General features: G+C 66.5%; 23 protein-coding genes and 1 pseudogene. 11 read left to right on the top strand and 13 right to left on the bottom strand.

The features are described from left to right. The first annotated feature begins 226 nt into the window (after window positions 1–226). Window positions 227–658 carry a CBS domain-containing protein gene (locus ACX80X_RS10325; RefSeq protein WP_252598489.1) on the top strand — a complete coding sequence of 144 codons (432 nt, stop codon included), beginning with the start codon at window positions 227–229 and terminating at the stop codon, window positions 656–658. A gap of 106 nt (window positions 659–764) precedes the next feature. On the opposite strand, the gene ACX80X_RS10320 is transcribed toward ACX80X_RS10325, so the two are convergent. Both ACX80X_RS10320 and ACX80X_RS10315 read right to left on the bottom strand, forming a co-directional pair. Beyond that, the gene (locus ACX80X_RS10320; protein WP_252613862.1) at window positions 765–1,748 is read right to left on the bottom strand and encodes a LysM peptidoglycan-binding domain-containing protein; all 984 of its coding nucleotides are present in this window, start codon (window positions 1,746–1,748) and stop codon (window positions 765–767) included. Between the two features lie 374 nt (window positions 1,749–2,122). Further along, window positions 2,123–2,857 carry a potassium channel family protein gene (locus ACX80X_RS10315; RefSeq protein WP_252598487.1) on the bottom strand — a complete coding sequence of 245 codons (735 nt, stop codon included), beginning with the start codon at window positions 2,855–2,857 and terminating at the stop codon, window positions 2,123–2,125. 70 nt (window positions 2,858–2,927) lie between these two features. On the opposite strand from ACX80X_RS10315, the gene ACX80X_RS10310 reads away from it, so the two are divergent. Then, on the top strand, window positions 2,928–3,497 hold the full coding sequence (locus tag ACX80X_RS10310; RefSeq protein WP_252598486.1) for an acyl-CoA thioesterase: 570 nt from the start codon (window positions 2,928–2,930) through the stop codon (window positions 3,495–3,497). 36 nt (window positions 3,498–3,533) lie between these two features. Here ACX80X_RS10310 and ACX80X_RS10305 read toward each other — a convergent pair whose 3' ends face one another. Together ACX80X_RS10305 and ACX80X_RS10300 are read right to left on the bottom strand one after the other, a co-directional pair. After that, window positions 3,534–4,334, bottom strand: a complete 801-nt coding sequence (locus tag ACX80X_RS10305; RefSeq protein WP_252598485.1) for an ABC transporter permease subunit — start codon at window positions 4,332–4,334, stop codon at window positions 3,534–3,536. Then, on the bottom strand, window positions 4,331–5,284 hold the full coding sequence (locus tag ACX80X_RS10300; RefSeq protein WP_252598484.1) for an ABC transporter ATP-binding protein: 954 nt from the start codon (window positions 5,282–5,284) through the stop codon (window positions 4,331–4,333). The genes ACX80X_RS10305 and ACX80X_RS10300 overlap by 4 nt, the downstream gene beginning before the upstream one ends. Window positions 5,285–5,445: 161 nt before the next feature. Here ACX80X_RS10300 and ACX80X_RS10295 point away from each other — a divergent pair, with 161 nt between their 5' ends. Next, window positions 5,446–5,892, top strand: coding sequence for a thioredoxin family protein (locus tag ACX80X_RS10295; RefSeq protein WP_252598483.1), 447 nt, complete (start codon window positions 5,446–5,448; stop codon window positions 5,890–5,892). Between the two features lie 98 nt (window positions 5,893–5,990). On the opposite strand, the gene ACX80X_RS10290 is transcribed toward ACX80X_RS10295, so the two are convergent. Continuing rightward, a complete protein-coding gene (locus tag ACX80X_RS10290; protein WP_252598482.1) occupies window positions 5,991–6,269 on the bottom strand; it encodes a putative quinol monooxygenase in 279 nt (92 codons plus the stop codon). A gap of 104 nt (window positions 6,270–6,373) precedes the next feature. Between ACX80X_RS10290 and ACX80X_RS10285 the strand changes: the two genes are divergently transcribed. Next, window positions 6,374–8,050 carry an AMP-binding protein gene (locus tag ACX80X_RS10285; RefSeq protein ID WP_459311908.1) on the top strand — a complete coding sequence of 559 codons (1,677 nt, stop codon included), beginning with the start codon at window positions 6,374–6,376 and terminating at the stop codon, window positions 8,048–8,050. A gap of 35 nt (window positions 8,051–8,085) precedes the next feature. On the opposite strand, the gene ACX80X_RS10280 is transcribed toward ACX80X_RS10285, so the two are convergent. Next, a complete protein-coding gene (locus ACX80X_RS10280) occupies window positions 8,086–8,508 on the bottom strand; it encodes an ester cyclase (RefSeq protein WP_193341940.1) in 423 nt (140 codons plus the stop codon). 194 nt (window positions 8,509–8,702) lie between these two features. Between ACX80X_RS10280 and ACX80X_RS10275 the strand changes: the two genes are divergently transcribed. After that, on the top strand, window positions 8,703–10,385 hold the full coding sequence (locus tag ACX80X_RS10275; protein WP_252613871.1) for a helix-turn-helix transcriptional regulator: 1,683 nt from the start codon (window positions 8,703–8,705) through the stop codon (window positions 10,383–10,385). Here the strand turns inward: ACX80X_RS10275 and ACX80X_RS10270 are convergent. From ACX80X_RS10270 to ACX80X_RS10260, 3 genes are all read right to left on the bottom strand, one after another. Then, window positions 10,378–11,097 (bottom strand): ABC transporter permease, encoded by a 720-nt coding sequence (locus tag ACX80X_RS10270; RefSeq protein ID WP_252598479.1) that lies wholly within the window; start codon window positions 11,095–11,097, stop codon window positions 10,378–10,380. The two genes, ACX80X_RS10275 and ACX80X_RS10270, sit on opposite strands and share 8 nt — an antisense overlap. Before the next feature lie 81 nt (window positions 11,098–11,178). Further along, window positions 11,179–12,213 carry an ABC transporter ATP-binding protein gene (locus ACX80X_RS10265; RefSeq protein WP_252613872.1) on the bottom strand — a complete coding sequence of 345 codons (1,035 nt, stop codon included), beginning with the start codon at window positions 12,211–12,213 and terminating at the stop codon, window positions 11,179–11,181. A gap of 95 nt (window positions 12,214–12,308) precedes the next feature. Further along, window positions 12,309–13,292 (bottom strand): DNA-3-methyladenine glycosylase family protein, encoded by a 984-nt coding sequence (locus ACX80X_RS10260; RefSeq protein ID WP_252598477.1) that lies wholly within the window; start codon window positions 13,290–13,292, stop codon window positions 12,309–12,311. Window positions 13,293–13,423: 131 nt separating this feature from the next. Between ACX80X_RS10260 and ACX80X_RS10255 the strand changes: the two genes are divergently transcribed. The 5 genes from ACX80X_RS10255 to ACX80X_RS10235 all read left to right on the top strand — a co-directional run bounded on the left by ACX80X_RS10255 (window position 13,424) and on the right by ACX80X_RS10235 (window position 18,362). Continuing rightward, window positions 13,424–13,816 (top strand): VOC family protein, encoded by a 393-nt coding sequence (locus tag ACX80X_RS10255; protein WP_141141279.1) that lies wholly within the window; start codon window positions 13,424–13,426, stop codon window positions 13,814–13,816. 43 nt (window positions 13,817–13,859) lie between these two features. Continuing rightward, window positions 13,860–15,245 carry a cystathionine beta-synthase gene (locus tag ACX80X_RS10250; RefSeq protein ID WP_252613874.1) on the top strand — a complete coding sequence of 462 codons (1,386 nt, stop codon included), beginning with the start codon at window positions 13,860–13,862 and terminating at the stop codon, window positions 15,243–15,245. A 69-nt stretch (window positions 15,246–15,314) separates the two neighbouring features. Next, window positions 15,315–16,475, top strand: coding sequence for a cystathionine gamma-synthase (locus ACX80X_RS10245; protein ID WP_252613878.1), 1,161 nt, complete (start codon window positions 15,315–15,317; stop codon window positions 16,473–16,475). A gap of 79 nt (window positions 16,476–16,554) precedes the next feature. Then, window positions 16,555–17,043 (top strand): winged helix-turn-helix transcriptional regulator, encoded by a 489-nt coding sequence (locus ACX80X_RS10240; protein ID WP_252608480.1) that lies wholly within the window; start codon window positions 16,555–16,557, stop codon window positions 17,041–17,043. Further along, window positions 17,040–18,362, top strand: a complete 1,323-nt coding sequence (locus tag ACX80X_RS10235; protein ID WP_252608482.1) for an MFS transporter — start codon at window positions 17,040–17,042, stop codon at window positions 18,360–18,362. Before ACX80X_RS10240 ends, ACX80X_RS10235 begins: the two co-directional genes overlap by 4 nt. A gap of 77 nt (window positions 18,363–18,439) precedes the next feature. Here ACX80X_RS10235 and ACX80X_RS10230 read toward each other — a convergent pair whose 3' ends face one another. Then, entirely contained in the window at window positions 18,440–21,598 is a 3,159-nt protein-coding gene (locus ACX80X_RS10230) for a glycoside hydrolase family 2 TIM barrel-domain containing protein (protein WP_252608485.1), read from the bottom strand. After that, a pseudogene (locus tag ACX80X_RS10225) lies at window positions 21,598–21,693 on the bottom strand (carbohydrate ABC transporter permease); the annotation flags it as partial. The pseudogene ACX80X_RS10225 and the gene ACX80X_RS10230, both read right to left, overlap by 1 nt. A gap of 174 nt (window positions 21,694–21,867) precedes the next feature. Between ACX80X_RS10225 and ACX80X_RS10220 the strand changes: the two are divergent. Then, window positions 21,868–22,479, top strand: coding sequence for a TetR/AcrR family transcriptional regulator (locus ACX80X_RS10220; RefSeq protein ID WP_252608487.1), 612 nt, complete (start codon window positions 21,868–21,870; stop codon window positions 22,477–22,479). Window positions 22,480–22,571: 92 nt separating this feature from the next. Here ACX80X_RS10220 and ACX80X_RS10215 read toward each other — a convergent pair whose 3' ends face one another. Both ACX80X_RS10215 and ACX80X_RS10210 read right to left on the bottom strand, forming a co-directional pair. Continuing rightward, window positions 22,572–23,780: an acyl-CoA dehydrogenase family protein gene (locus tag ACX80X_RS10215; protein ID WP_252613880.1), complete on the bottom strand. Its 1,209-nt coding sequence runs from the start codon at window positions 23,778–23,780 to the stop codon at window positions 22,572–22,574. A gap of 9 nt (window positions 23,781–23,789) precedes the next feature. After that, window positions 23,790–25,316, bottom strand: coding sequence for an APC family permease (locus tag ACX80X_RS10210; RefSeq protein WP_252613881.1), 1,527 nt, complete (start codon window positions 25,314–25,316; stop codon window positions 23,790–23,792). Between the last annotated feature and the right edge of the window lie 21 nt (window positions 25,317–25,337).

The following is a 25,337-nucleotide window of genomic DNA, read 5'->3' as shown; positions in this document are numbered from 1 at the left end:
TACTGGCCCTGCCCGGGCCCGCATGGATCAACCAACCCAAGGAAAACACCGAAAAACTAGCAGCCTAACTCCCACTGGTACCGACCGACTTGAAAAATTCCGGGCAGGCGGGAAACAGGGGAGAAACCGTCGTCGACATCAGCCTTGGCCCCGGCGTAGGCTGGCAACATCGGCGCACGTGCCCCCGATGCCCTGTGTCGATACATCAATCGATGAAGGAGAACCAATGAGCGTTGTACGTGAATTTATGACCACGGATGCACAGTGTATTAAGGAGCATCAGTCCCTCGCAGATGCCGCCCGGATGATGATGGATCTGGACTGCGGATCGCTGCCGATCTGCGGCGATGACGGCAAGTTGAAGGGCATGATCACCGACCGCGACATCGTGCTCAAGTGCGTTGCTGCCGGCCGCGATCCACGCGAGATGCTGGCCCGCGACCTCGCCACAGGCAGCCCTCACTGGGTTGACGCCGATGCCAATGTTGATGCCGCCATCGACATCATGGAAAGGCACCAAATCCGGCGGCTCCCGGTCATCGCCGACCATAAGTTGGTCGGCATCATCAGCCAGGGCGACATCGCGCGCAACTACAGCGAGGAGCGCGTGGGCGAACTGGTGGAGCACATTTCGGAACGCCACCCGATGTCTGCGTAGTCAGACAAATTCCCGCATGGCCTTGTTCGCGGCTCCTTGCCTTAAGGTTCGGAACCGCGAACAAGCTACGGAAATGCTGGACCGCGAACTGGGCTGGGACCGGAGCCTAGTTGAGCGCGATCAGGAGCATCTGGTTGGTCCCGGGGATGCAGGTCTGCAGGATGGCCCGGGGGAACCCGCCGAATACCGCGATGACATCGTTGGTGGTTCCCGGGTTGGGGACCTGGCCCCTGGCTGTCGCCGTGTACGTCCCGTAGCCCGGAATGCTGACGGTCTCGCCCACGCCGATGCCGGAGAAGCGCGCCCACCCGCCGCAGAAGTCGTGCTCCGTGATGAACAGCGAGTAGCCGTCGTTGGGAGTGTAGTGGATCGGCCCGATGCACGTGTCCACCATGGCCTGTCCGCCAGCGCCCGCGACATAGATGGTGCGGACAGCGGGCGCGGCCTGGACCGGCGCCGGGGCGGGGACGTAGGCCGGTGAAGCAGCAACAGCCGCTGCCGGGGCAGGAGCGGAAACCTCGACGGCGGGACCCGTCAGCTTCAGCGTCTGGCCCGGGACGATGATGCTGTAAAGGCCCAGCCCGTTGGCGGCCAGCATCGCGTTCATGTCAACGCCGTACCGGCCGGCGATCCCACCCACGGTATCGCCGGGGACAACCGTGTAGAGGTGGGGGTCCCCGGCGGGTGCCGGAGCAGGTTCGGGCGCTGCTGGTGGGGGAGCCGCAGCAGGCTCCGCAGGCACCGCAGCTTCCGCGACCTCCGGCTGCGCAGTGCCAGCTCCCGCACTGCCAAACTCAACGGACCCAACATAGGGCGCATCCAACGGCACCGCGGCCAAAGGCCGGGCAACGCGCACAACTGGCGCCGCCGCCGTCGTTATGGCCTCCGGTGGCGCGGATATCTCTGCCGTGGGGACGGGGCCGGCCAGGGCGCCGACTCCGAAGGCGGAAATCACGGCGGCTGTGGCCATGCCTGCCCACAGCTTGTTGCTGATCGGCCGGCGCCCCGGTGTCAGGAGATCGGCCCGCGGGACGTCGGTTTCGAAATTTCGGCGGGGTGGTTCGGGAATAGGTGCGGTCAACTGGAACATGGGTGGCCCATCGCAGGTCGGCTCGGCAACAGGGCGGCAGTGGTGCCGCGAGTTCCACATGCAGGACGGATCGGGGAGTGATGCGCTGCGCGGTGCCGGTCTATGACGGAACCGCGCACGGAAAGCGCGCATGATGGGAGCGCCCGCATACCCAGAAGATACGGATGCCCCGCTATGAAGCGGCATCATCCACCCCAGCTCGGAGGATGCGCCGGCAACTTTGTTTGGCCCTAGGAATTTCGAGTCTAGGAAGCTGCGCCAGGCACTGCACGAGTAGGCGTTACCTGAATTTTTCCGCCGAATACTTGGCCCCGCGGCGGCGACTACTCGGTGTCCAGCCGCCCGCCCCGCTGGACATTTCTACCGGGACATTCCTACAACGTGGGGCGGTCCTTGAGCTCGGCCACTTCGCGCCGCAGCGCAGCGATCTCCGTGGCCAGGCCGGCGAGCTCCGCCCGCAAGGGTTCCTCCACGGACTCCGCGGCAGCTTCCGTGGACTCCTCTACACGCTGGACAACCCAGGAGGCGATGGACGCGGTGACCACACCCAGCACGGCAATGCCGCTCATCATCAGCGCCGAGGCCACCAGCCGGCCGATCGGCGTCACGGGGTACATGTCGCCGTAACCCACCGTGGAGATGGTGGTGATGGCCCACCAGAGGGCGTCGCCGAACGTCAGGATCTTGGCGTCCGGGGCCGACTGTTCAACGTCGAGTACCGCCAGCGCGCCCACAAATACCAGGAGCGCCGCCGATCCCGCCACGTACGTGACCACCCGGCCCCTGAGGGTCTCGCCGATGGTCCTGTGCAGCACTGAAAGCAGCGTGACCAGCCGGAGCAGGCGCAGCGGCCGGAAGAACGGAAGGGCCGCGATCAGGAGTTCGTGCAGGTTCCAGAGGAACCAGCGGCGGCGGTCCGTGGCCAGCCACAGGTTGGCGGCGTAATCGACGGCGAAAATACCCCACGTCAGCCACATCACCGTCTCAAGCCATTCCGCGCCGCTGCCGTCGACGCGGCCAATCACCTGCCATGCATACGCTGCCAGGAAAACCAGTGCCGTCCCCATCAGCGGCCACTCGGCGAGGTCCCGGTAGCGTTGTTGCGTCATGCGCCACATCCTACGTGGCGGGCCGGACCTAGGGACTTGCCAGCAAGTTACTGATGGGTAATATTGGAGGATGCACCTGCTTCTGCGAACCCTCCTGATGCTGTTCACGTCCGCCCGCCGCTCCGCACTGACAATCTGGGAGCCGTCGTCCCTGCCGCTGCGCGTCCTGCCCACCGACATCGACATCGCCATGCACGTCAACAACGGCATGTACTTTTCCCTCATGGACCTGGGCCGCTTCGACCTGATGGTCCGCAGCGGCGTATGGAAGACAATGCGCCGGCGCGGCTGGAGCCCTGTGGCGGCGGGGGAGACCATCGCCTTCCGGAAGTCGCTGCAGCTGTGGCAGCAGTACACCATCGAAACAAAGATCATCGGCCTGGATGCCAAGGCCATCTACTTTGAGCAGCGCATGGTGTCCGACGGCGAGATTTACGCGCGTGCCTACATCGCCACCCGCCTGGTCAACAAGGGCAGGCCAGTGAGCCAGGAGGAGATCCTGCGCGAGTTCGGCCAGCCCCCGGCGGGCCTGGTGCTGCCCGAGTGGATCCATGAATGGCGGGAGACCAACGCCCTGCCCGGCAGCCGGACGCAAGCTCCCCACGTTTGGGACAGCCTCACCCCGGAAACCAGGGCCTGAGCGCCGGTCGGCCTGAGCGCCGGCGCGGCCGGACAGCTACGTGCCGACGTCGCGCCTGTTCACAGCGAACGCGGCCAAGGCCACCAGGGCTGCCGAAATTCCCCAGAGCCACCCGGCCGCGGCCCAGTCCGCACCGTTGGCCACTGGGGAATTCCCATAAGCCCAGTGGTAGGGACTCAGATTGAGCAGCCACTCCACGTCCTCGCTCTGCCGGCCGACTGCGTTGAAGACGTAGCCAAGAACGCCGACGGCGGCGCCCGCGGCCAGTCCGTACGTCCGCCTGCCGGACATGGCCCCGGCGCAGAGCGCGGCAGTTCCGCTCAGCTGTGCCAGCGCGGCAAACAGCACTGACGCGCCGAAGAGGTTCTCGGGCCGGATGGCCAGCTGGGCCGAATCATTGAGCAGCCGGACCAGAACAAAGACCAGGGCCGCGAGCAGCACCACGCGCAGGAACAGGGAAAGCGCGCGCTCCAGCACCACCTGGACGCGGGTCACCCCGTGGGCGAGGGTCAGCTCCAGCTGGCCGGATTCCTCATCCCCGCCCACCGCGGCCGCACCCCACCCTACGGAGGCGATGGTCATCAGCAGGAACCCGAGGAGTCCGTACAGCGTGGCCTGGGTGTAGCCAGGGCCGGTGGCGATCTGGTCGTAGTTCAGCGCCTTGGTCATCTCGGCCGGGAGGGCATCGATCATGTCCTGCATCTGCGCGCTCCCGCCGATGGACGGGTACAGCGGTAGGTAGAGGAACGTGGCGGCGGCCAGCCCGGCGGCCCACCCGAGGGTGGAGCGCCAGGAGTCAAAGAAAGCTCTCCGGAACAGCGGCAGCGTGGTGCTCATCGCGCGGCCTCCGCAGCTCCGGATACGGCAGGGACCGTGTCTTCGGGACTTGAATACATCTTCAGCACAGCCTCCTCAAGATCCGGTTCCTCCAGCACCAGATCCGTCAGTTCCAGGGTGCCCAGGGCCCTGACCAGCGGCTGGATGGCACCCTCCACGGTGGCCGAAAGGGTGATGCTGCCGCCGGACTCCAGCACCTCAACGTGCCCGACGCCGGGCACCGCACCCAGCAGCGCGCCGGCGTCGTGCGCTGTAATTCCGTTCGCGGTGAACCGGACCCGGCGCACCGCACCTTCCCGAAGCCCGCTCACGGACTCGACGGCGATGATCCGTCCGTCCCGGAGAATCGCCACGGTGTCAGCGGTCTGCTGGACCTCGCTGAGAACGTGGGAGCTGAGGAAGATGGTCTGGCCGCGGTGCTGCGCCTCGCGGACCATCGCATGGAATTCCTGCTGGACCAGCGGATCCAGCCCGCTGGTTGGCTCGTCAAGGACCAGGAGCTCGGGATCGTGCATAAACGCCTGGACCAGGCCGAGCTTCTGCTTGTTGCCCTTGGACAGTTTGCGCGTGTGGCGGTCCAGGTCCAGCCCCAACCGTTCGGCAAGGCCATCGATCCTGCCCGGAGCCACCGGACCGCTGATGGCCTGGTAGTGCGCCAGGAGCGTCCGGCCCGTGACGCGGCCCTCGAGGAACAGCTCGCCCGGAAGGTAGCCGATTCGCCGGCGGAGCTCCGGGCCTCCCGCCCGCGGATCCTTGCCGAGGACGCGAACCTCTCCGGAGGTGGGGCGGATGATGTCCAGCAGGCAGCGCATGGTGGTGGTCTTGCCGGCGCCGTTGGGTCCGATCACGCCGAACACAGAGCCTGCCTCAACGGCAAAATCCACCCCGTGGAGCACCTCGCGCCGGCCGAACTTTTTGGTGAGGGACCGGGTGGAGATAGCCTGGGCCATGAACCCTCCTGTGTGCGGCAGTCAGCGGCTGATGACCCCAAGGGTAGGCCTCGCAATGCCCGGTGTACACGGCCCCGCGCCGGGTATTCCCGATGACGCGGGGAGCGAACAGGGCGCACCCGGCCGGGACATCGGCCTGCGCCTCGCGTACCGTTGAAGGCATGGCTACCGTAGATATCACAGGTGAACAGTTCGCATCGACCATCGAAGGCAACGACATTGTCCTGGTGGACTTCTGGGCTGAATGGTGCGGTCCCTGCAAGCAGTTCGGGCCAACGTACAGCGCCATGTCGGAGAAGCATTCCGACGTCCTGTTCACGAAGGTGGACACCGAAGCCCAGCAGCAGCTCGCCGCGGAGGCCGGCATCACGTCCATCCCCACCCTGATGGCGTTCCGCGAAAAAGTACTCGTCTTCTCCCAGCCGGGTGCCCTGAACGCCCAGCAGCTGGAGCAGGTTGTTGACGCGGTCAAGGCCCTGGACATGGACGAAGTCCACGCCCATGTGGCGCGCTCGCAGGCAGAAGCCGCAGCCGCCGCGGGCAGCAGCCCGGCCACCGCCGGAAAGACGTCGGGCCCGCAGGACGGCTCGCAGATCCCCGAGGCGTAAGCGCCCCTGGTTCCTCTTAACACCATCGACTGCTCCGTAAGGGCCCTTTTGAACGTTCAAAGCGGCACTTACGGAGCAGTCGATAGTTAAAGCGAGGGTTACAGGCGTTCCAGCTGCACGGGCTCGGCCAGCAGCGCGCTCAGGGATTCGTTCAGGTCCTGGACGGCGGTGCCCTTGGAGTGCTTCGCCAGCAGTTCCTCGGATTCCCACTGTTCCGTGAGGACCAGCTTCTCTTCGGTGGCTTCGGTCAGCTCGTAGCGGATGCAGCCGGGTTCGTTCACCACCTCGTCGATGGCGATTTCCAGGGCGAGCTTCACACGGAAGAACTCGCCGTCGTTGGGGATGAACGTTGCCTGCAGGTCGATGGGTGCACTCATGGATTTCACAATACCGGGACTCGGGATACACGCCCGCCCTGTTTACGCGCGGACACCCTCCTGTTGCGCTTCTCTTGCCCGGCTCCTGTTGGTAGCGTGCCACCATGCGCGCTTACACAGCCGGGGACACTGACGTCCCGCTCCTCGTGGAAACCATCGGCCAGAACTTTGAACGGGTGGTGGCCCGGTTCCCCTTCCACGACGCGCTGATCGAGGCCGCGCCGGTCCCGGGCGCTGATGCCCGCCGCTGGAGCTACACGAAAATGAACGACGACGTCGATCGCCTCACGCGTGCACTGCTCGCCTCGGGGGTGGCCAAGGGGGACCGGGTGGGCATCTGGAGCCCGAACTGCGCCGAGTGGACGCTGCTGCAGTACGCCACGGCCAAAGCCGGAGCCATCCTGGTCAACGTGAACCCGGCCTACCGGAGCCACGAGCTGGAGTTTGTGGTGAAGCAGAACGGCATGCGGATGCTGGTGGCGGCGCCGTCGGACCGGAACAGCGACTATGTGGGAATGGCGCGCCAGGCGCTCGCCGGCTGCCCGGACCTGCAGGAACTGGTGTTCCTGCCGGATTACGACATGGACGGGCTCGACGCCGGGGATCCCCAAAGTGACGGGGAGCTGACGTACGCCGAGCTGCTCAAGCGGGCTGACGCCGTCGGCCATTCCTCCCTGTTGGCCCGGATGGCGGAGCTGGACCCGCACGATCCCATCAACCTGCAGTACACGTCCGGGACCACGGGCTTCCCCAAGGGCGCCACGCTGACGCACCACAACATCCTGAACAACGGCTACTCCATCGGTGAGCTGCTGGGCTACACCGAGCATGACCGGGTGGTGATTCCGGTGCCGTTCTACCACTGCTTCGGGATGGTGATCGGCAACCTGGCAGCCCTCAGCCACGGTGCGGCCACCATCATCCCCGGGCGCGGCTTCACGCCGGCGGCCGCGCTGGAGGCGGTCCAGGACTTCGGCGGGACATCGCTGTACGGCGTGCCCACCATGTTCATCGCGGAGCTGGCGCTGCCGGACTTTTCCTCCTACGACCTGGCAACGCTCCGCACCGGCGTCATGGCGGGATCGGTGTGCCCCATCGATGTGATGAACCGGGTGATCTCGGAGATGCACATGGTGGATGTGGCCATCTGCTACGGCATGACGGAGACCTCCCCGGTGTCCACCATGACCCGGAACGGTGACACGCTTCAGCAGCGCACCGAGACCGTGGGCCGCACCATGCCGCGGCTGGAAAACCAGATCGTGGACCCTGGCACCGGCGAGGTGCTGGAGCGCGGCGAGATAGGCGAGCTGTGCACCCGGGGCTACGCCGTCATGGCCGGGTACTGGGACCAGCTGGAAAAGACCGCGGAGGCCATCGACGCCGACCGCTGGATGCACACCGGCGACCTCGCCCGCATGGACGACGACGGCTACGTGGTGATCGAAGGCCGGATCAAGGACCTGGTGATCCGCGGCGGCGAAAACATCTACCCGCGTGAGATCGAGGAATTCCTGTACAGCCATCCGGCCATCCAGGATGTGCAGGTGATCGGGGTGCCTGATGCCAAGTACGGCGAGGAGCTCATGGCGTGCGTCATCCTCAAGCCCGGCGCGGAACCGCTGGACGCTGCTTCGATTGCGGACTTCTGCCGCGGGAAGCTGGCCCACTACAAGATCCCGCGCTACGTGGACGTCCGCGAAAGCTTCCCGATGACCGTCTCCGGGAAGATCCGCAAGGTGGAGATGCGCGAGGAAGCCGTGGCCCGCCTGGGGCTCTGACGGGCCAGCAGTCTCTTCGAGGCGAGGTTATGGGCTCAGGTTGTCGGGGTCACCCCAAGCTGCGCCATGATGCCGGCTACATCGTAGTAGCGGCGTTCCTCCGTGACTTCCCCTTCAGCATTGAACTTCGAGAAGACAGCCGCGTTATTGATGAAGGATTTTCCGGTGGCGGCAATCTCGCCGCCGGGCGATGCCAACGGTCCCTGATGCGTCCCGCGCAGGGTGTACTCGGCTGCGAACGTCTCGCCGTCCTGGAACAGGGGCCCCACGGTGAGACTGACGTCCGGGAAGGCCCGCAGGAGTTCCACCATGTCCTGCTCAACGGCGTCCCGCCCCTTCAACGGCTGCGGGTAGAGCGGGTCGTGGACAACCGCGTCCGCGGCATAGGTTGCGGCGAAGGCCTTCGCATCATGAGAGTTCATGGCGTCTACTGACTTGGCAATTGCGTCTGCACTCATCGTTTGCTCCTTTATTGGTCCTGTTGTCCGTTATTCGGGACAACTTCAGACTGCCCGGCTCCAAGGCCGGGCGGATGGGTCAACTGACCCATTTTGTGGCCAATGCCGGCGGAGCCCACCAGGCGGATCCGGGGCGGCCCGCGCCCGTAGTTCCGTCCCTAGAGAACGGCAGTGTCAAGTGCTCTAATTGAATCGTGGCGCTGGAGGAAGTGACAGCGAGAGGCTACGCGGCACTGGAAGCGGGGCGGTGGGTGGATGCGCGCGCCGCGTTTGAGGAGGTCCTCTCGGGCACCGGATCGCCGGGCGCGCTCGCAGGCTTGGGCGACGCCCTCTTTTTTCTCGGCGACCTTGGTGAAAGCGTCCGCTGCCGGGAGCGCGCCTACGCTGCCAGCCGCCGTGCCGGCAATGTTCCGGAAGCCATCGATTCCGCTGTATGGCTGTGCCTTGTCTACGGGACGTCCCTCGGCAACGAGGCTGCGGCGCGGGGCTGGCTTGCCCGGGCGGAGAGCATGGCCGGGCCCGACGACGGACTGTCCCGGGCCTGGGCTGATTACTGTGCGGCGCTGCTGGCTACGGATGCCCATCACTGTCGCGACCTGATCGAGCGCGCGCTGGCCATGTCGCATGAATTGGGCGACCCCGACCTGGCAGTCTGTGCGCTTGCGGAGCGCGGGGTCGTCCTGGTCAAGGGTGGGGAGGTCCAGGCCGGGCTTCGCTGCGTGGACGAGGCCATGGCCAGCGCCCTGGGTGGCGATGGAACGACGTTCTACACAGTGGTCATGGCGAGTTGCTCGATGCTGACGGTCTGCGACCTGCTCAGCGACCTCGGGCGAGCTACCCAGTGGTCGCTGGCGGCAGATGACTACATGAGGGCCTACGGCTGTCCATACCTTTACGCTCAGTGCCGCATGGTCCACGGGCGAGTGCTCCTGCTGACGGGTCATTGGGCCGAAGCCGAGGACGAGCTGCGGCATGCGGCAGCGAGTACAAAGGACGTCTTCCCCGGCATGTACCACAGGGCTGTCGCGAGCCTCGCCGAGCTCCGTGTGCGCCAAGGACACTTCGACGAGGCCAAGGCCTTGATTGAGAGGATCGGCGCTCCGGTCGAGACCAGCCTGGTGGCGGCAGGACTGGCCCTCGGAAGCAACGAACCGGCTGCGGCCGTGGCCCTGGCAGAGCGCTGGCTTCGTTCGGAAATTGAGGATACCGGCGACGTCGTTCCTCCACTGCACGCCGGCGGGCACCGGACCTCCCTGGAGACAGCGAGCGCACGCAGCCTGCTGGTGGAGGCACAGTTGGCAGCAGGCAATCCTGCCGCTGCTGCAGTGGCCGCCGAGCACCTTGGCGACCTTGACGCCAGCGCCGGAGGAATACGCTTGGTGTCCGCGCATGCCGCCCTGGCCAGAGGCCGGGTTGCAGCCGCCGAGGGCCGGCTGGAGCCTGCCACGGGTTACTTTGAAGACGCCCTCAAATGGTTTGGGCACTTGGAACTCCCGCTGGAAACCGCGCGCACCCGGCTGGAACTTGCGCGTGTTTTAGCCCAAGGCCAGCCTACCCTCGCTATTTCCGAAGCCCGCGCTGCGCTGTCCGCGATGGACAAGCTGGGGGCGTCCCATGATGCCGATACGGCAGCGGCACTGCTGCGATCGTGGGGCGCCGGGGGCCGGTCCGTTCCCCGCGAGGCAGGTATTCTCACCCGGCGTGAGCATGAAATTCTGGGGCTGCTGGTTGAGGGCTATTCAAATCCTGAAATTGCGGGCCAGCTGTTCATCAGCCACAAGACAGTGGCCCACCACGTAAGCAGTGTGCTGGACAAGCTGGGCCTTCGCAACCGTTCTGAAGCTGCAGTTTACGCCGCCCGCCTGGGCTCTAATTGATGTTGCGGTTGATGGCCCGGACGCCCGCAACGAGCCCGACGGCGGCCGTCACCGATGCGGCGAGGAGGCCCAGGAGCGTGTCGGTCCCGACGCTGCCGGCGAACAGCTCCCGCTCGGCGTTGACCAGGTAGGACAGGGGGTTGAAGAGGCTGGCGGTCTTCATCCAGTCCGGCCCGGCCTCGATGGGCAGCATGATGCCGGACAGGATCATCAGCGGGAAGAGCAGCGTCTGCTGCACACCCCAGAAGATCCACTCCTTGTTCTGCGATACCAGGGCCAGTGCGTAGGAGAGGGCGCCGAGTCCGATGCCGAAGATCCCCAGGATGACCAGGCCGAACAGCACGTGCAGCGGATAGAAGACAAAGCCGAACGGGATGCAGACCAGGGCGATCAGCAGGCCCTGCACCACCAGCGGTGCCCATTCCTTCAGCGCCCGCCCGATCATCAGCGACGAGCGGGACAGCGGTGTGGCCAGGATCCGCTCGTACGAACCGGTCATCAGCTCGTACTGCAGGTTGGAGCCGATCATGGAGGTGCCGAACAGGGCAATCATGACCACGACGCCGGGCAGGAACCATTGGAGCGTCGACTGGCCGCCGAATGCCGGTGCGCCCACGGCCGCACCGAGTAGCGGCCCGAAGAGGCCCAGGAACACGAGCGGCTGGAGCAGCGAGAAGACCAGCGAGAACGGGTCACGCAGCGGCAGCAGCATCTCGCCAGAAGACGAATCTGGTGTCATGCAGGATCTGGACCAGGCCCGGCTTTTCCAGGACCTCGGTGCTTTGCACCGCCATCAGCGGTCTGCTCCTTCCCGCAGGTTGCGGCCGGTCAGCTCCAGGAACACGTCGTCCAGGGTTGGCGGTTGCAGCTCCAGGGACTGGGCGGGAGCGCCGGCGTCGTTCATTTGTTGCAGCAGCACCGGTGCCCGACGGGCGCCTTCGGTGAGCCGGAGGCGGAAGCGAACCACACCGTCGTTCGAGTTTTCGTTGACCTCACCGCCCGCGGCGGCACGCCCCAGCAGCCCGCGCACGCCCGCGGCGGCACGCCCCAGCAGCCCGCGCACGCCCGCGGCGGCACGCCCCAGCAGCCCGCGCACGCCCGCGGCGGACTCCGCCGCGACCTCGACGGCGAGCAGGTCACCGGCCAGGTTGGCCTTCAGCCGGGCGGCTGTATCATCGGCGATGATCTGCCCGTGGTCAATCACAATCACGCGCTCGGACATCAAATCGGCCTCGTCCATGTAATGCGTGGTCAGGACGATGGTGGTGCCGTGCTCGGCGCGCAACCGCATGATGTGGTCCCACAGGTTGGCCCGGTTCTGCGGGTCCATGCCGGTGGACGGTTCATCCAGGAACAGCAGCCGCGGGGAGTGCATCAGCCCCAGCGCCACGTCCATCCGCCGCCGCTGCCCGACCGACAGTTTGATGACGGTGCGTTTGGCGAGGTCGGCCAGGTCCATGGACGTCAGGAGCTCGTGTGCCCGGGCAGCGGCATCCGTGGAGTTCATGCCGTAGAAGCGGCCCTGCATGATCAGTTCGTCGATGACCCGGAAGCTGTGGCCGCCGCCGTTGCCCTGGCCAATGTAGCCGATCCGGGCGCGTACGCCGGCCGGATCCGCTACGACGTCCACGCCCGCGACAGTCGCCGTGCCGGAAGTGGGCCGGAGCAGGGTGGTGAGCATTCGCAGGGTGGTGGATTTGCCCGCACCGTTCGGGCCAAGGAACGCCACAAGCTCGCCCGGGGCAACATCGATGTCGACTCCCCTGACGGCTTCTACCGTCTCCTTTTTGACGACGAAGGTTTTGGTCAGTTTGTCAGTGTGGATCATGGGTGACTCCAGAGAATGCGGAATTCCGGGGCTCTGGTGCGGGCTCCATGGCGCCACGCTATACCCATCCGCGGCCCGAGTCCACGGCGGAACCGTCAGTGCCGGCGGTGGTCCTGGATGGTCATCCGCGGCCCGAACGTCGGTTTGCGGAAGCCGCTCAGGCCGATCATCCGGACCACCCGCTGCCGGTGCCCGGTCCACGGCTCAAGCAAGGCCAGCATGCCGGCATCGTCCGTCCGGCGGCCGGTGAGGGCGGCGCCCACATAGGCGGCGAGGTGGTAGTCGCCCACCGCGATGGAGTCCGGGCAGCCGTGGGTCCGCTGCACCACTTCGGCCGCGGTCCACACCCCGATACCGGGAATCACCTGCAGTTTTGCTGCCGCCTCCGCCGCTGGCAAGGCGGCCAGCCGTTCAAGCGCGACGGCGGATCGCAGCGCCCGCATAACGGACGCCGAACGCTGGGGTCCTACGCCGGCCTGGTGCCATTCCCACGAGGGGATGCGCAGCCACTGCTCAGGCGTGGGCTGGAGGCGGAGCCCCTCCGGCGCCGCGCTTCCGGCCGCCGGAGCCGGCGAGCCGAACCGGTACATCAGGTACCGGTAGCCGCGGCGGGCCTCAATGACGGTGACCTTCTGCTCGAGGATGGTGGGCACGAGGCAATCAACCACCCGCCCGGTGGAGGGCAGCCGGACAGCCAGGTTCCGTCGTCGGGCGTCACGGACCATCCGGGGGAGCGTGGCATGGAAGTCCGGTTCGTCAAACGCCGACCAGTCGTCCTCAGCGCCCAGGAGCCGGGGCACGCCGGCGAGTCCGGCGGCGGAACCGGGACCCCAGGCCTGCGCGTCAACAGCGGCGTCAACAGCCCTATCCGCGGCAGCGGTGAGGCGCAGCGTGACCGGGCCGTCCGGCGTCGTAAACGCCGTCCATAACCCGTCCGGCCCGAACGAAAACGACGGATCTCCGGTACCCCGCAGGAGAATGCCCAGCGTCTGGTGCAGGCTGTACGGGCCGTCCGGATGCCAGCGCAGGGACGCATCCGCGGCGGCGGCAAGCCGGGCGGGGGCGTCAAGGATGGTCATGTATTCATGGTCCCACGGTGGGCTGACAAGGTAGCTTCCGGAGCCCCTTACAGACCGAAGATGCCAGGACTAGACTCCAGCGTGTGGCGCGGGGAGTCCGCGCCTTCCCCTCGCATTCAAAGGAGCATGCTGTGGCTGGAGTTGTGCATTTCGAGATCCCCTCCGACGACAAGGAACGCGCCAACACTTTTTACCAAAGTGCGTTTGGCTGGACCCTGACTCCCATGCAGGAGATGGACTACACCATCGCCATCACCACGCCGTCGGACGAGCAGACAGGCATGCCAAGCGCGCCAGGGGCCATCAACGGGGCCCTGTTCCCCCGCACGGACAACCTCAAGACCCCCATCATCACCATCGACGTGGAGGACGTGGACGCCGCGCTGGCGCAGGTCGAATCCGCTGGAGGTACTGTCGCCCAGGCAAAGGACGCCGTTCCCGGCATGGGCTATTACGCCTACTTCAAGGACACCGAGGGCAACACCCTGGGCCTCTGGCACACAGATTCCTCGGCAGGGAGCTGAGCCCCGGGCAGGACCTGCGGCGGCAGGCGGTAACTTTGTACCTATGAAGTACGCGCAGTCCGTCCTGGACCTCATCGGAAACACGCCGCTCATCAAGCTCAACCACGTGACGGAAGGCCTCAAAGCCACAGTCCTGGTCAAGCTGGAATACATCAATCCCGGCGGTTCCATCAAGGACCGCATCGCGGTGAAAATGATCGACGAGGCCGAACGGACCGGCAAGCTCCTGCCCGGCGGGACCATCGTTGAGCCGACGTCGGGCAACACCGGCGTGGGTCTGGCGCTCGTGGCCCAGCAAAAGGGCTACAAGTGCATCTTCGTGGTGCCGGACAAGGTGGGCGAGGACAAGCGCGCCGTGCTTCAGGCTTATGGCGCCGAGGTGGTGGTCACGCCCACCTCCGTTGCCCCGGACAGCCCGCAGAGCTACTACAGCGTCTCGGACCGCCTGGTCACGGAAATTCCGGGCGCCTACAAGCCTGACCAGTTCTCCAACCCGGCCGCCCCCGGCAGCCACTACGAGACCACCGGACCGGAGATCTGGCAGGACACGGACGGCACGGTGACGCACTGCGTGATCGGCGCTGGCACCGGCGGCACCATCACCGGCACCGGCCGCTTCCTCAAGGAGATCTCGGCGGACCGTGCGGAGGCCGACGGCGGCCGGGTCAGGATCATCGGGGCGGACCCCGAAGGTTCGGTCTACTCCGGCGGTACCGGGCGCCCGTATTTCGTCGAGGGCGTGGGCGAGGACATGTGGCCGGCCAACTACGACAAATCCGTCCCGGACGATGTCATTGCCGTCTCCGACGCCGATTCCTTCGCCATGACCCGGCGGCTGGCCCGCGAGGAAGGGCTGCTGGTGGGCGGCTCGTCCGGCATGGCGGTGGTGGCTGCGCTGCAGACCGCCCGCGACCTCCCGGAAAGCGCAGTAGTGGTGGTCATCCTCCCGGACTCCGGCCGCGGCTACCTCGCCAAGATCTTCAACGACCAGTGGATGCGTTCCTACGGCTTCCTCTCCGGCGGCGAAGAAGCCTCAGTGGGCGAGGTCATCAAGTCCAAGACCGGCGAGCTGCCGGACCTGGTCCACATCCACCCCAACGAGACCGTCCGCGACGTCATCAACATCATGAACGAGTTCGGCGTCAGCCACATCCCGGTCCTCTCGCAGGAACCGCCGGTGGTGATGGGCGAGGTCCTCGGCGCCGTGGACGAACGCACCCTGACCTCCAAGCTGTTCCGCGGCGAGGCCAAGCTGACGGACAAGATCTCCGAGCACATGGGGCCCCGCCTGCCGGTCATCGGCTCGCTGGAAACCATCTCCGCAGCCCGCGAGCTGCTCTCCGACGTGGACACCGTGATGGTGACGTTCGTCGGCGCCCCCGTGGGAATCCTCACCCGCCACGACCTCCTCGCCTACCTCAGCAACTAATCCTCCGGTGGTTGAGCCTGTCGAAACCAGGATCTCGGCAGGCTTGATCACCGCATGAAAGGACTTTCAATGTCTGCAGAAAACCAGGGTTTCAACACGCGCGCCGTCCATGCCGGCCAGGCCTTCGAGCCCCGGACCGGCGCCGTGGTTCCGCCGGTGCACTTCAGCTCCACATACGCCCAGGACGGCATCGGCGGGCTCCGCGACGGTTACGAATACGGCCGTGGCACCAACCCCACGCGCGACGCCCTGCAGGAGCAGCTCGCGGCGCTCGAAGGCGGAAGCCACGCGTACTCCTTCAGCTCCGGCCTTGCGGCGGAGGACTCCCTGATCCGGGCGCTGACCCGGCCGGGCGACCATATTGTGCTCGGCAACGACGCCTACGGCGGCACCTACCGGCTCATCAACAGCGTGCTTGGCGACTGGGGGATCGGCAACACCCCCGTGGACATGGCTGACCTGGACGCGGTGCGCAAAGCCGTGGCCGCGAACAAGACCCGCTTCGTCTGGGTGGAGACCCCCTCCAACCCGCTGATGAAGATCACGGATATCGAGGCACTCGCCGCGGTAGCGCACGACGCCGGGGCCCTCCTCGTGGTGGACAACACCTTCGCGTCGCCCTACCTGCAGACCCCGCTCGCCCTGGGTGCTGACGTCGTGGTTCACTCCACGACGAAGTACATCGGCGGGCACTCCGACGTGGTGGGCGGCGCCATCGTGGTCAACGACGCGGAGCTCGCGGAGAAGATCGGCTTTGTGCAGTTCGCGGTGGGTGCAGTGTCCGGCCCGATGGACGCGTTCCTCACCACCCGCGGCCTGAAGACTCTCGGCGTGCGCATGGACCGGCACAGCGACAACGGCCAGGCTGTGGCCGAATGGTTGCTCGAGCGCCCCGAGGTGGAGGCCGTCCTGTACCCGGGCCTGCCCTCCCACCCCGGCCACGAGCTGGCGAAGAAGCAGATGAAGAAGTTCGGCGGCATGGTGTCCGTCCAGTTCAAGGGCGGCGAGGCGGCGGCCCGCACGGTCGCGGAAAACACGTCGGTGTTCACGCTGGCGGAATCCCTGGGCGGCATCGAATCGCTGATGAACTACCCGTCCGAGATGACCCACGCATCGGTCAAGGGCACGGAACTGGCAGTTCCCGTCAACCTGATCCGGCTGTCCTGCGGCATCGAGGACGTGGAAGACCTCATCGCCGACCTCGAGCGCGCCTTCACCTTCCTCAAGTAGCAGCGCGCCTCAAGTAGCACCGCGCTCGCCAGCCAAAGGCACCCTGGCTTTCTTCAAGAAAGTTAGCTAGGGTGCCTTTATGGTTCTCCGCTCCGACTGGTCCCAGCGCGACTGCAGCATGGCACGAGGTCTCGACATTTTGGGTGACCCCTGGAGCATGCTGGTGCTCCGCGAGGTCTTTTTCGGCAACGGGCGCTTCGACGCCATGAAGACCCGGCTCGCCGTCGCGGATTCGGTGCTCACCAGGCGCCTGGCGGGTCTCGTGGAGTCGGGGCTGCTTGAGAAGAAGGCGTACGACGACGGCGGCCGCCCCCGCCAGGAGTACGTCCTGACTCCTAAGGGTGAGGACGCCCTCCCGGTCCTGAACGCCGTGGTCATGTGGGCGGAAAAGCACCTCCCGGCGCCGTCTGACCAGGCCCATATGTACGTCATCCATTCCGGCTGCGGCCAGCGGACCAGCTCCGCGGACACCTGCACCGGCTGCGGGGAACGGCTCACGGCCGCCAACACCAGCTGGCACAGCCTCACCCGGACGGACGCGCCCGTGCAGCTGGCCACGGCCGCATGAGTGCCACCGAAACCACGCGCCGCCGACTGCACCCCGCATGGATCGTCGCGGCCGTCGCCTTCCTGGCCCTCGTGGGAGCGGCCGGATTCCGGGCCGCCCCGGGTGTCCTCATGGTGCCGCTGCAGCAGGAGTTCGGCTGGTCCATCACCGTGCTGTCCGCAGCCGTCAGCATCAACCTGGTGCTGTTTGGGCTGACCGCCCCCTTCGCCGCGGCCCTGATGGAACGGTTCGGGATCCGGGCCGTCACCGCCACCGCCCTGGTGATGATCGGCGCCGGCAGCGCGCTCACGGTCCTGGTCACCCAGTCCTGGCAGATCCTCCTGACCTGGGGACTGCTGATCGGGCTCGGCACCGGCTCCATGGCGCTCGTCTTCGCCGCCACCATCGCCAACACCTGGTTCTCCAAGAGCCGGGGCCTGGTGATCGGCATCCTGACCGCCGGCAGCGCCGCGGGCCAGCTGGTCTTCCTGCCGTTCATCGCCATGCTGGCCCAGGATCCGGGTTGGCGGCAGGCCTCGCTGCTGATCGCCGCCGGCGCGCTGGCGGTGGTGCCGCTGGTGCTGAAGTTCCTCAAAAACTCACCGGCCGACGTCGGCGCCTTGCCTTACGGTGAAACGGCACCTGAGGAGGGAACGGCTGAGTCCCCGGCTGCGGCAGCGGACCCCGTGGAAAGCGGGCGCAGCAGCAACGCCGCGGTGCGCGCCCTCCAGGTTCTCAAGCGCGCCAGCAAAGTGCGGACATTCTGGGCGCTGGTGGCCGGGTTTGCGATCTGCGGGGCCACCACCAACGGGCTGATCGGCACCCACTTCATCCCCTCCGCCCACGACCACGGCATGCCCGAAACCACAGCGGCCGGGCTTCTCGCCGTCGTCGGGATCTTCGACATCCTGGGCACCATCGCCTCCGGCTGGCTGACCGACCGCTACAACCCCAAAATCCTGCTGGCCGTCTATTACCAGTTCCGGGGGATCGGCCTGCTAGTGCTGCCGCTGGTCCTGAGCGCCACCGTCCAGCCGAGCATGATCGTTTTTGTGGTGATCTACGGCCTGGACTGGGTGGCGACGGTACCGCCCACGGCGGCAATCTGCCGGAAAACGTTCGGCACGGACGGCAGCGTGGTGTTCGGCTGGGTGTTCGCGGCCCACCAGCTGGGCGCGGCCGCTGCTGCCCTCGGCGCCGGTGCCATCCGGGACGCCACCGGCCAGTACACCTACGCCTGGTTCGGCGCGGCCGCCATGTGCACCATCGCCGCCGTGATCAGCGCGACCATCCGCAAGGACGCAGGCGCCAAGGAACCCGTCCCGGTCGGAGCTGCGTAACCGGGGCCGGACGCGTCGAGATGGCACTTCACGGCAGTCGCGGCGCCTGACATTGCCGCGAAATGCCATCTCGGCGGCTACCCGGCCGTCCCGATGCGCAGCATCACCGTGCGGGCCTCCGGACGAAGGGCGAAGTCCGGCCAGACGTCCGGGCCGCAGGCCCGTGAACCCAACCCATGCTGGGCGGCGTCCAGATAGAGGTAGCTGTGCTCGCTCGGAGGCAACTCGTGGGGATGGGCCGCTGCGCTGACCTCCTGTGCGGTGTGACGGGCCAGGGTGAAACCGGGCCGGCGCCCGCGGCCATCGGCCACCGTCTCGATCCTCAGCCAGGGCGCCCCCTCATTGTTCAGGTCGAGTGAACGCACGGCACTGCGGTGCCCGCTCTCCTGGGGCTTGGCGTACGTCACCGTGAGGTCGTCGATTGCTGCCGAATACCGCCCGATCAGGGCCGCGTGCATGCTGTCCGGATACGATTCGCGGGGCCCGGCACCGAACCAGGACGCGCCATCCACGGAGCCGGGCAAATCGAACCTGACCCCGATGCGTGGCCAGATCATGTTCCAGCCAGCGCTGGGGACGATGTCCAGGCGAAGCCACAGCTCCCCATCCGCGAGCTGCCACTGCTCTTCGACCGTCACGGAGTCGGCGCTGTCGGCCGCCGCATACCGTGTCCGGACCGCCACGCCTGAATCGTTCGCCGAGATCTTTTCCACCCGGGCCGTCAAGCGGTCCAGGCCCGCTTTGCGCCAGACCGCGGCCGACGTCGGGGCCGGCACGCCGTTTCCGTTGTTCAGCCAGGGGTCGGCGAGATCGTAACTGCCGCGGCCCGCTCCGCCGTCGTTATCCGTCGGTGCGCGCCAGAGCTCCAGGCGGGGACCGGCCACCGGCAGTCCGCCCAGCGACACAAGCCGGCCCTCCTCGAAGACCGCGGGTCCGAGGGTTACTGTTCCGGTTCCCGAGGATTCGGCATCCGAACTCGCCGCCAAGGAGCCGGTCCGGCCGACTGAAGCCAGCGGGCGCGGAGCCTGAACTCGTGCCGCAGGCTCCGAGAGATCCAGCTGGGCGGCTGAAATCACATGCCCGGCCGGAGCCCAGTCAGTGTCCTTGCGGAGCACGGCTTCAACGGTGAGCCAGTTCTCACCTCTACCTGAGACAGCAAACGCCGGCAGCTCCAGCTGCGCCGAGTCGCCAGCCGCAAGAGCCTTGCCCGACGCGCCGGCGATTGCCAGTTCGCCCGAGTCACTGCGGATGCCGTCCACTTCGGTCCGCCACTGGAGCACGACGTCGGAGGCGTCCGCCGAGTGCCGCAGATTGGCGACTGTGATGAACCGCCGCGCACCGCCGTCGGACGGTGTTCCATGGGGCACCTCGGTGCCGAAGCCCAAACGGATCGGCGCCACGATCTGCTTGTATTCGAACAGTCCCGGGCTCGGCGTCGAATCGGAGAGGACCATTCCGTCCATCACGAAGTTGCCGTCGTGGATGACCTCGTTGAAATCGCCGCCATAGGCGAAGAATTCGGTTCCGTCTTCCGTGCGTGTGCGGATGCCGTGGTCCCGCCACTCCCAGACGAAACCACCGTGCAGCCGCGGGTAGCGGTCAACGAGGTCCTCATACTGGTCGATGGCGCCGGGGCCGTTGCCCATCGCATGAACGTACTCGCACAGGATGAAGGGCTTGGTCCGTTGCCGTGCCGACTCGGCGGCGGAACAGCCGAGCAGCAGGGAGCCGGAGTCGTCGCGTCCGATCGCCTCGGTCTCGGGGACGGAGGAGTACATCCGCGAATAGACGTCCGTGTAGGCGCCGCTGTAATCGCCCTCATAGTGGACGGGACGTCCGGTGTCGCGGGCATGGGCCCACGCGGCCATTGCGGCGAGGTTGGCGCCCGTGCCGGCCTCGTTACCGAGCGACCACATAACGATGGAGGGGTGGTTCTTGTCGCGCTCGATGGTGCGCTCGATGCGGTCCACGAAGGCTTCGCGCCAGGCGGGATCGTCGCTGGGATTGCCGGCCCATCGCTGGGCATGGAATCCGTGCGTTTCGAGGTCGCACTCAAGCACCACCCAGAACCCCATTTCATCGGCCAGATCCAGCAGCCGCGGATGCGGGGGATAGTGGCTGGTCCGGATCGCATTGACGTTGAACTGCTTCATAAGGGCCAGATCGGCGCGGGCAGATTCTTCGTCGAAGACGCGGCCCCGGTCGGGATGGGTCTCGTGACGGTTCATGCCGTGGAACACCACCCGCCGGCCGTTCACCAGAAAGCGGTCCCCCACGATTTCCACCGTGCGGAAGCCCAGGCTGAGGGAGAGCGTTTCGGCAGCGCTGCTCACCGTTGCGTCATACAGCCGCGGAATCTCGGCAGACCACGGTTCGACGGCGTCGATCAGGACCGGGGCAACGTCCGCCGCAGAGTTCCACGTGACGTCCACGCCCAGCTCCGGCACGGAGAGCGTCACCGGAAAAGCGTCACCGGTTGCCGTGATTTCAGGGTCAATGGTGCCGGCGCCGGAATTACCGGAGCCGCTGAACGAGGTGCGCAGCCAGGCGTCGTCGATGCCGCCCGCCGGCCGCGCCTGGAGCGTTACGTCGCGGAAGATGCCCGGCAGCCACCACTGGTCCTGGTCTTCGACGTAGCTCGACGCCGACCACTGGTGCACGCGCACGGCCAGCACGTTCGATCCAGGACGCACAGCATCCGTGACGTCGAACTCCTGGGCCAGCCGGCTCCCGACGCCGACGCCGATCGGCACCCCGTTGACCCACACCTTGTACCGCGACTCGACGCCGTCGAACCGCAGCAGGATCCGTACGGCTTCGGTCCATGCCTCCGGCAGTTCGAAGGTGCGCCGGTAGTCGCCGGTGGGATTCTCATCGGGGACGTTGGGTGCATCGGTGGGGAAGGGAAAACGCACATTCGTGTAGATTGGCCGCCCATAGCGCCCGTCGCCTTCCAGTACCCAGTGGGCCGGGACGGCGATCTCCTCCCATGACGAGTCATCGAAGGTCTCCTCGGCCACGCCCTCGAGGGCCTCGCCTGCGGGCAGGACGCCGCGGCCCCCGGGGGTTCCCGGTGCGCCGGGCAGGAGCCGGAAGCGCCAGTTGCCGTTGAGTGACTGGGCGGGAGCTGTGGTGTGCAGCCAGGATCGGGCGGCTGTCCGCCTGCCCGAACCCGGTCCGCGGTCGATGATGTAGGAAACATCGGCGGTGCGCCCGGATGCTGTGGACTGGGACATTACTTGACTGCTCCTTCTGTAAGCCCGCCGCGCCAGAAGCGCTGCAGGATAACCATGGCAATGCTGAGCGGGATGATCGACAGCAATACGCCGCCGCGTCTCCGGGTGAATCGGGCCATGTTGCCTGCACCTCATTGTGTCGGTTCATGTGCCAGCGAGTGTGAGCTGCGGCACGTATGGAAGCGGGTAGGAGACAGGCTAACACAAAATTCGAGTAGTTACTCGAGTTTTGATTCTGCCTGCTACATCCGCCTGTACACTGGCTTGCCATGACCACAAACGAGGCGAGCCGGCCGTCCCGGCGGGGACCATATGCGAAGTCGACGGAACGCCGGCACGCGATCCTTGTTGCCGCGCACGCTGTGTTTGCGGCCCACGGGTACCGGGCAGGCTCCCTGCAGGACGTTGCCGACCACGTCGGAATGAGCCAGACGAGCCTCCTGCACTACTTCCCGTCGAAAAGCGACTTGCTGCTTGCCGTGCTCAACTGGCGCGACTCGAATACCGGAGACGGCGCCACACCTCCGGATCCGGAGGAAACGCTTGTTGACGCCGTGATCCGCCAGGCGCGCTTCAACGAAGAGATCCCGGGTGTCATCGAGTTGTACACCGTGCTGTGTGCGGAATCCGTCACGGACGGCCATCCGGGTCGCGAATTCTTCACGGAACGTTTCGAACGGCTGCGGCGGAGCTACGCCCGTCGGTTTACGCAACTCGCCGAGGAAGGGCGGCTGCGCCCCGGTGTAGAACCCGAAGCCGCGGCGGCATCATTGATTGCGCTGTGGGACGGGATCCAAACGCAGTGGCTGTTGGCGCCCGCGAATGTCGACATGGCGGGGTGCCTGCGAGGCTACCTGGAGCTGGTCATCCTGCCTGAATAACCACACGTAGTCCCAACTAGGTAGCAGTAACTGTCGTTATGAGCCCTCAAAACGACAGTTACTGCTACCTAGTTGGGGAGGGGCGGGTGGGTTTACCGGAACGCGCCGAGGCCCGTGATGTGCTGACCAAGGACGAGCATGTGGACCTCGTCGGTGCCCTCGTAGGTGCGGACTGACTCCAGGTTGGCAGCGTGCCGGAGCGGCGAATAGTCCAGCGTGATGCCGTTGCCGCCGAGGATGGAACGGGCGTCCCGGGCGATCCTGATGGCCTCGCGCACGTTGTTCAGCTTGCCCAGCGAGATCTGCTCGGGCCGCAGCTTCCTTTCGTCCTTGAGGCGCCCCAGATAGAAGGCCAGCATGGTGCCCTTCTGGATCTCCAGCAGCATGTTCACCAGCTTCTCCTGCGTCAGCTGGTACCCGGCCAGCGGCTTGCCGAACTGCAACCGGTCCTGGGAATAGGCCAGGGCGGCTTCGTAGGAATCACGCGCGGCGCCCATGGCACCCCAGATGATCCCGTAGCGGGCCTCGTTCAGGCACGCAAACGGCCCGCGCAGGCCCATCGCAGCCGGCAGCATGGCCTCCGGTCCCAGCCGGACGCCGTCGAACACCACATCGCACTGGATGGAAGCGCGCATGGAGAGCTTCTGGGTGATGGGCGTTGCGGTCACGCCCGCCATACCGGCCGGCACCAGGAAGCCGCGGACGCCGTCGTCGGTTTGGGCCCACACCACCATCACCCCGGCCACGGAGGCCAGTCCGATCCAGCGTTTGGCACCGTCCAGGACCCAGCCGGCGTTGTCCCCGGTGCCGTCCCGGCGGGCGAAAGTGGTCATGGAGGACGGGTCGGAGCCTGCCGTGGGCTCAGTCAGGGCGAAGCAGCCGATCACTTCGCCGGCAGCCATCCGGGGGAGCCACTCCTGCTTCTGGTCCTCCGAACCCCATTTGTGGATGGCCGTCATGGCCAGGGACCCCTGCACAGAGACAAAGGTCCGGATCCCGGAATCGCCGGCCTCGAGTTCCATCGCGGCCAGGCCGTATTCGACGGCGGAGCGGCCGGGGCAGCCATAGCCTTCCAGGTGCATCCCCAGGACGCCCAGCTCGCCGAGTTCGGGAGCCAGTTCCAGCGGAAAAACGGCGTCGTCATACCAGCGGGCAATGTTTGGCTTGATCCGCTGGTCCGTGAAGTCGCGGATCCGCTGCTGGAGTGCCCGCTCGTCAGCGCTCAGCAGCGCATTAAGGGCCAGGACGTCGGACGGGTCCGGTGTAAGGGGCAGTTCGGCGGTGACTCCAGCGTCGCTCATCTGTGTATCTTAGGCCGACGTCGGTGTGGCAGCCGCCGCCGTCGGCTTCCCGATGAAGTATTCCCGCGTTGACGGCAGGAACCGGCAGACAACGGCCAGGACGACGCCCAGGGCCAGGAGCACCACGCCGCTGACGAACGCCCCGCCGACGCCGAAGATCTGGGTGTCACCGTAGGCCGGATCCCACATCTGGACGGCGGAAATGAAGAACGCCGCCGTGAGGATCAGTGCCCCGAGCAGCGGAAGGATGCCGCGGAACCAGAGGTTGCGGGCCGATTCCCGGAAGGTCCCCCGGAAATACCAGAAGCACGCGAAGCCCGTCAGCGCATAGTAGAACGCGATAAACAGGCTGATGGCGCTGATGGAATCGGAGAGCAGGTTTTCGCTGAGGAAGCTCATGGCCACGTAGTACACCACGGCCGCTGCGCCCATGACCTGGGTGGAGAATCCGGGGGTCTGGTTGCGGGTATGGACTTCGCCGAACTTCTGCGGCAGCGCACCGTGCACGCCCATCGACAGTGTTCCGCGGGCCGTGGGCAGGATGGTGGTCTGCGTGGACGACAGGACCGAGGCCAGCACGGCCACCACAATCAGCCAGCCCCACGGACCCAGGACCACGTCCTTCATCGCCAGGAAGACGTCGGACTGGTTCGCTTCGTTGCCCAGGCCAATGCCCTCGGTGCCAACCGTGGCGTACATCATCACCAGCAAGGCCACCGAGACATAGACGGCCACCAGGACAAAGGCCGAAATGACGGCGCCGCGCCCAGGCGTGGTGGACGGGTTTTCCGTTTCCTCGTTCACCGCCAGGCAGGTATCCCAGCCCCAATAGATGAACAGGGCAAGCAGCGAACCGTGCACCACGGCGAAGGGGTCGGCGAAGGCACCGGCCGGGTTGAACCACTCGAAATCGAACGCCTGGCCCTCCGGGGCCCCGCCCGCGATCCGCACAATGATGGCCAGCGCGAAGATGCCCAGCGACACATACTGAACGTACGTCAGGACCCGCTGGACATGCTCGCCCACCCGGATGCCCCGGTAGTTCACCAGGGTCATAAACACGATGAACAGCACACCGGTGGCCGTGACCACCACCTTGTTTTCGGCCAGTGAACCGTCGCCGATCAGCAGCCACAGGTACTGGCCTGCCACCTGCGCGAGATTGGCCAGGACCACGATGCCGGCCAGGGCAACACCCCAGCCGCCCAGCCAACCCGCCCAGGGACCGAACGCCCGGCGGGACCAGGTGAACGTGGTGCCGCAGTCCGGCATGGCGCTGTTCAGCTCCCGGAAGGCGTACGCGATGAACAGGACGGGGATGAACCCGAGGATCAGGATCAGGGGAGTGTAGTTTCCGTTGACGGCCACGATCAGGCCCAGCGTGGCGGCCAGCGAATACACGGGCGCCGTGGATGCGAGGCCCAGCATGACCGAGTCGCCGAGGTCCAGGATCCCCGCCCGGAGCCCCTTGTCGGGGACGGCACCGCCGGACGGTCCGCCGGGAGCGCCGCCCGCCGTCGTCGTCTCCGCACTCATACGGTCACCGGGCTCTGGAAT

It is taken from the genome of Pseudarthrobacter sp. MDT3-1 (genome assembly GCF_054510755.1).
The sequence above is the reverse complement of the archived record's forward strand: the minus strand, read 5'-3'. Positions and strand labels throughout refer to the sequence as shown.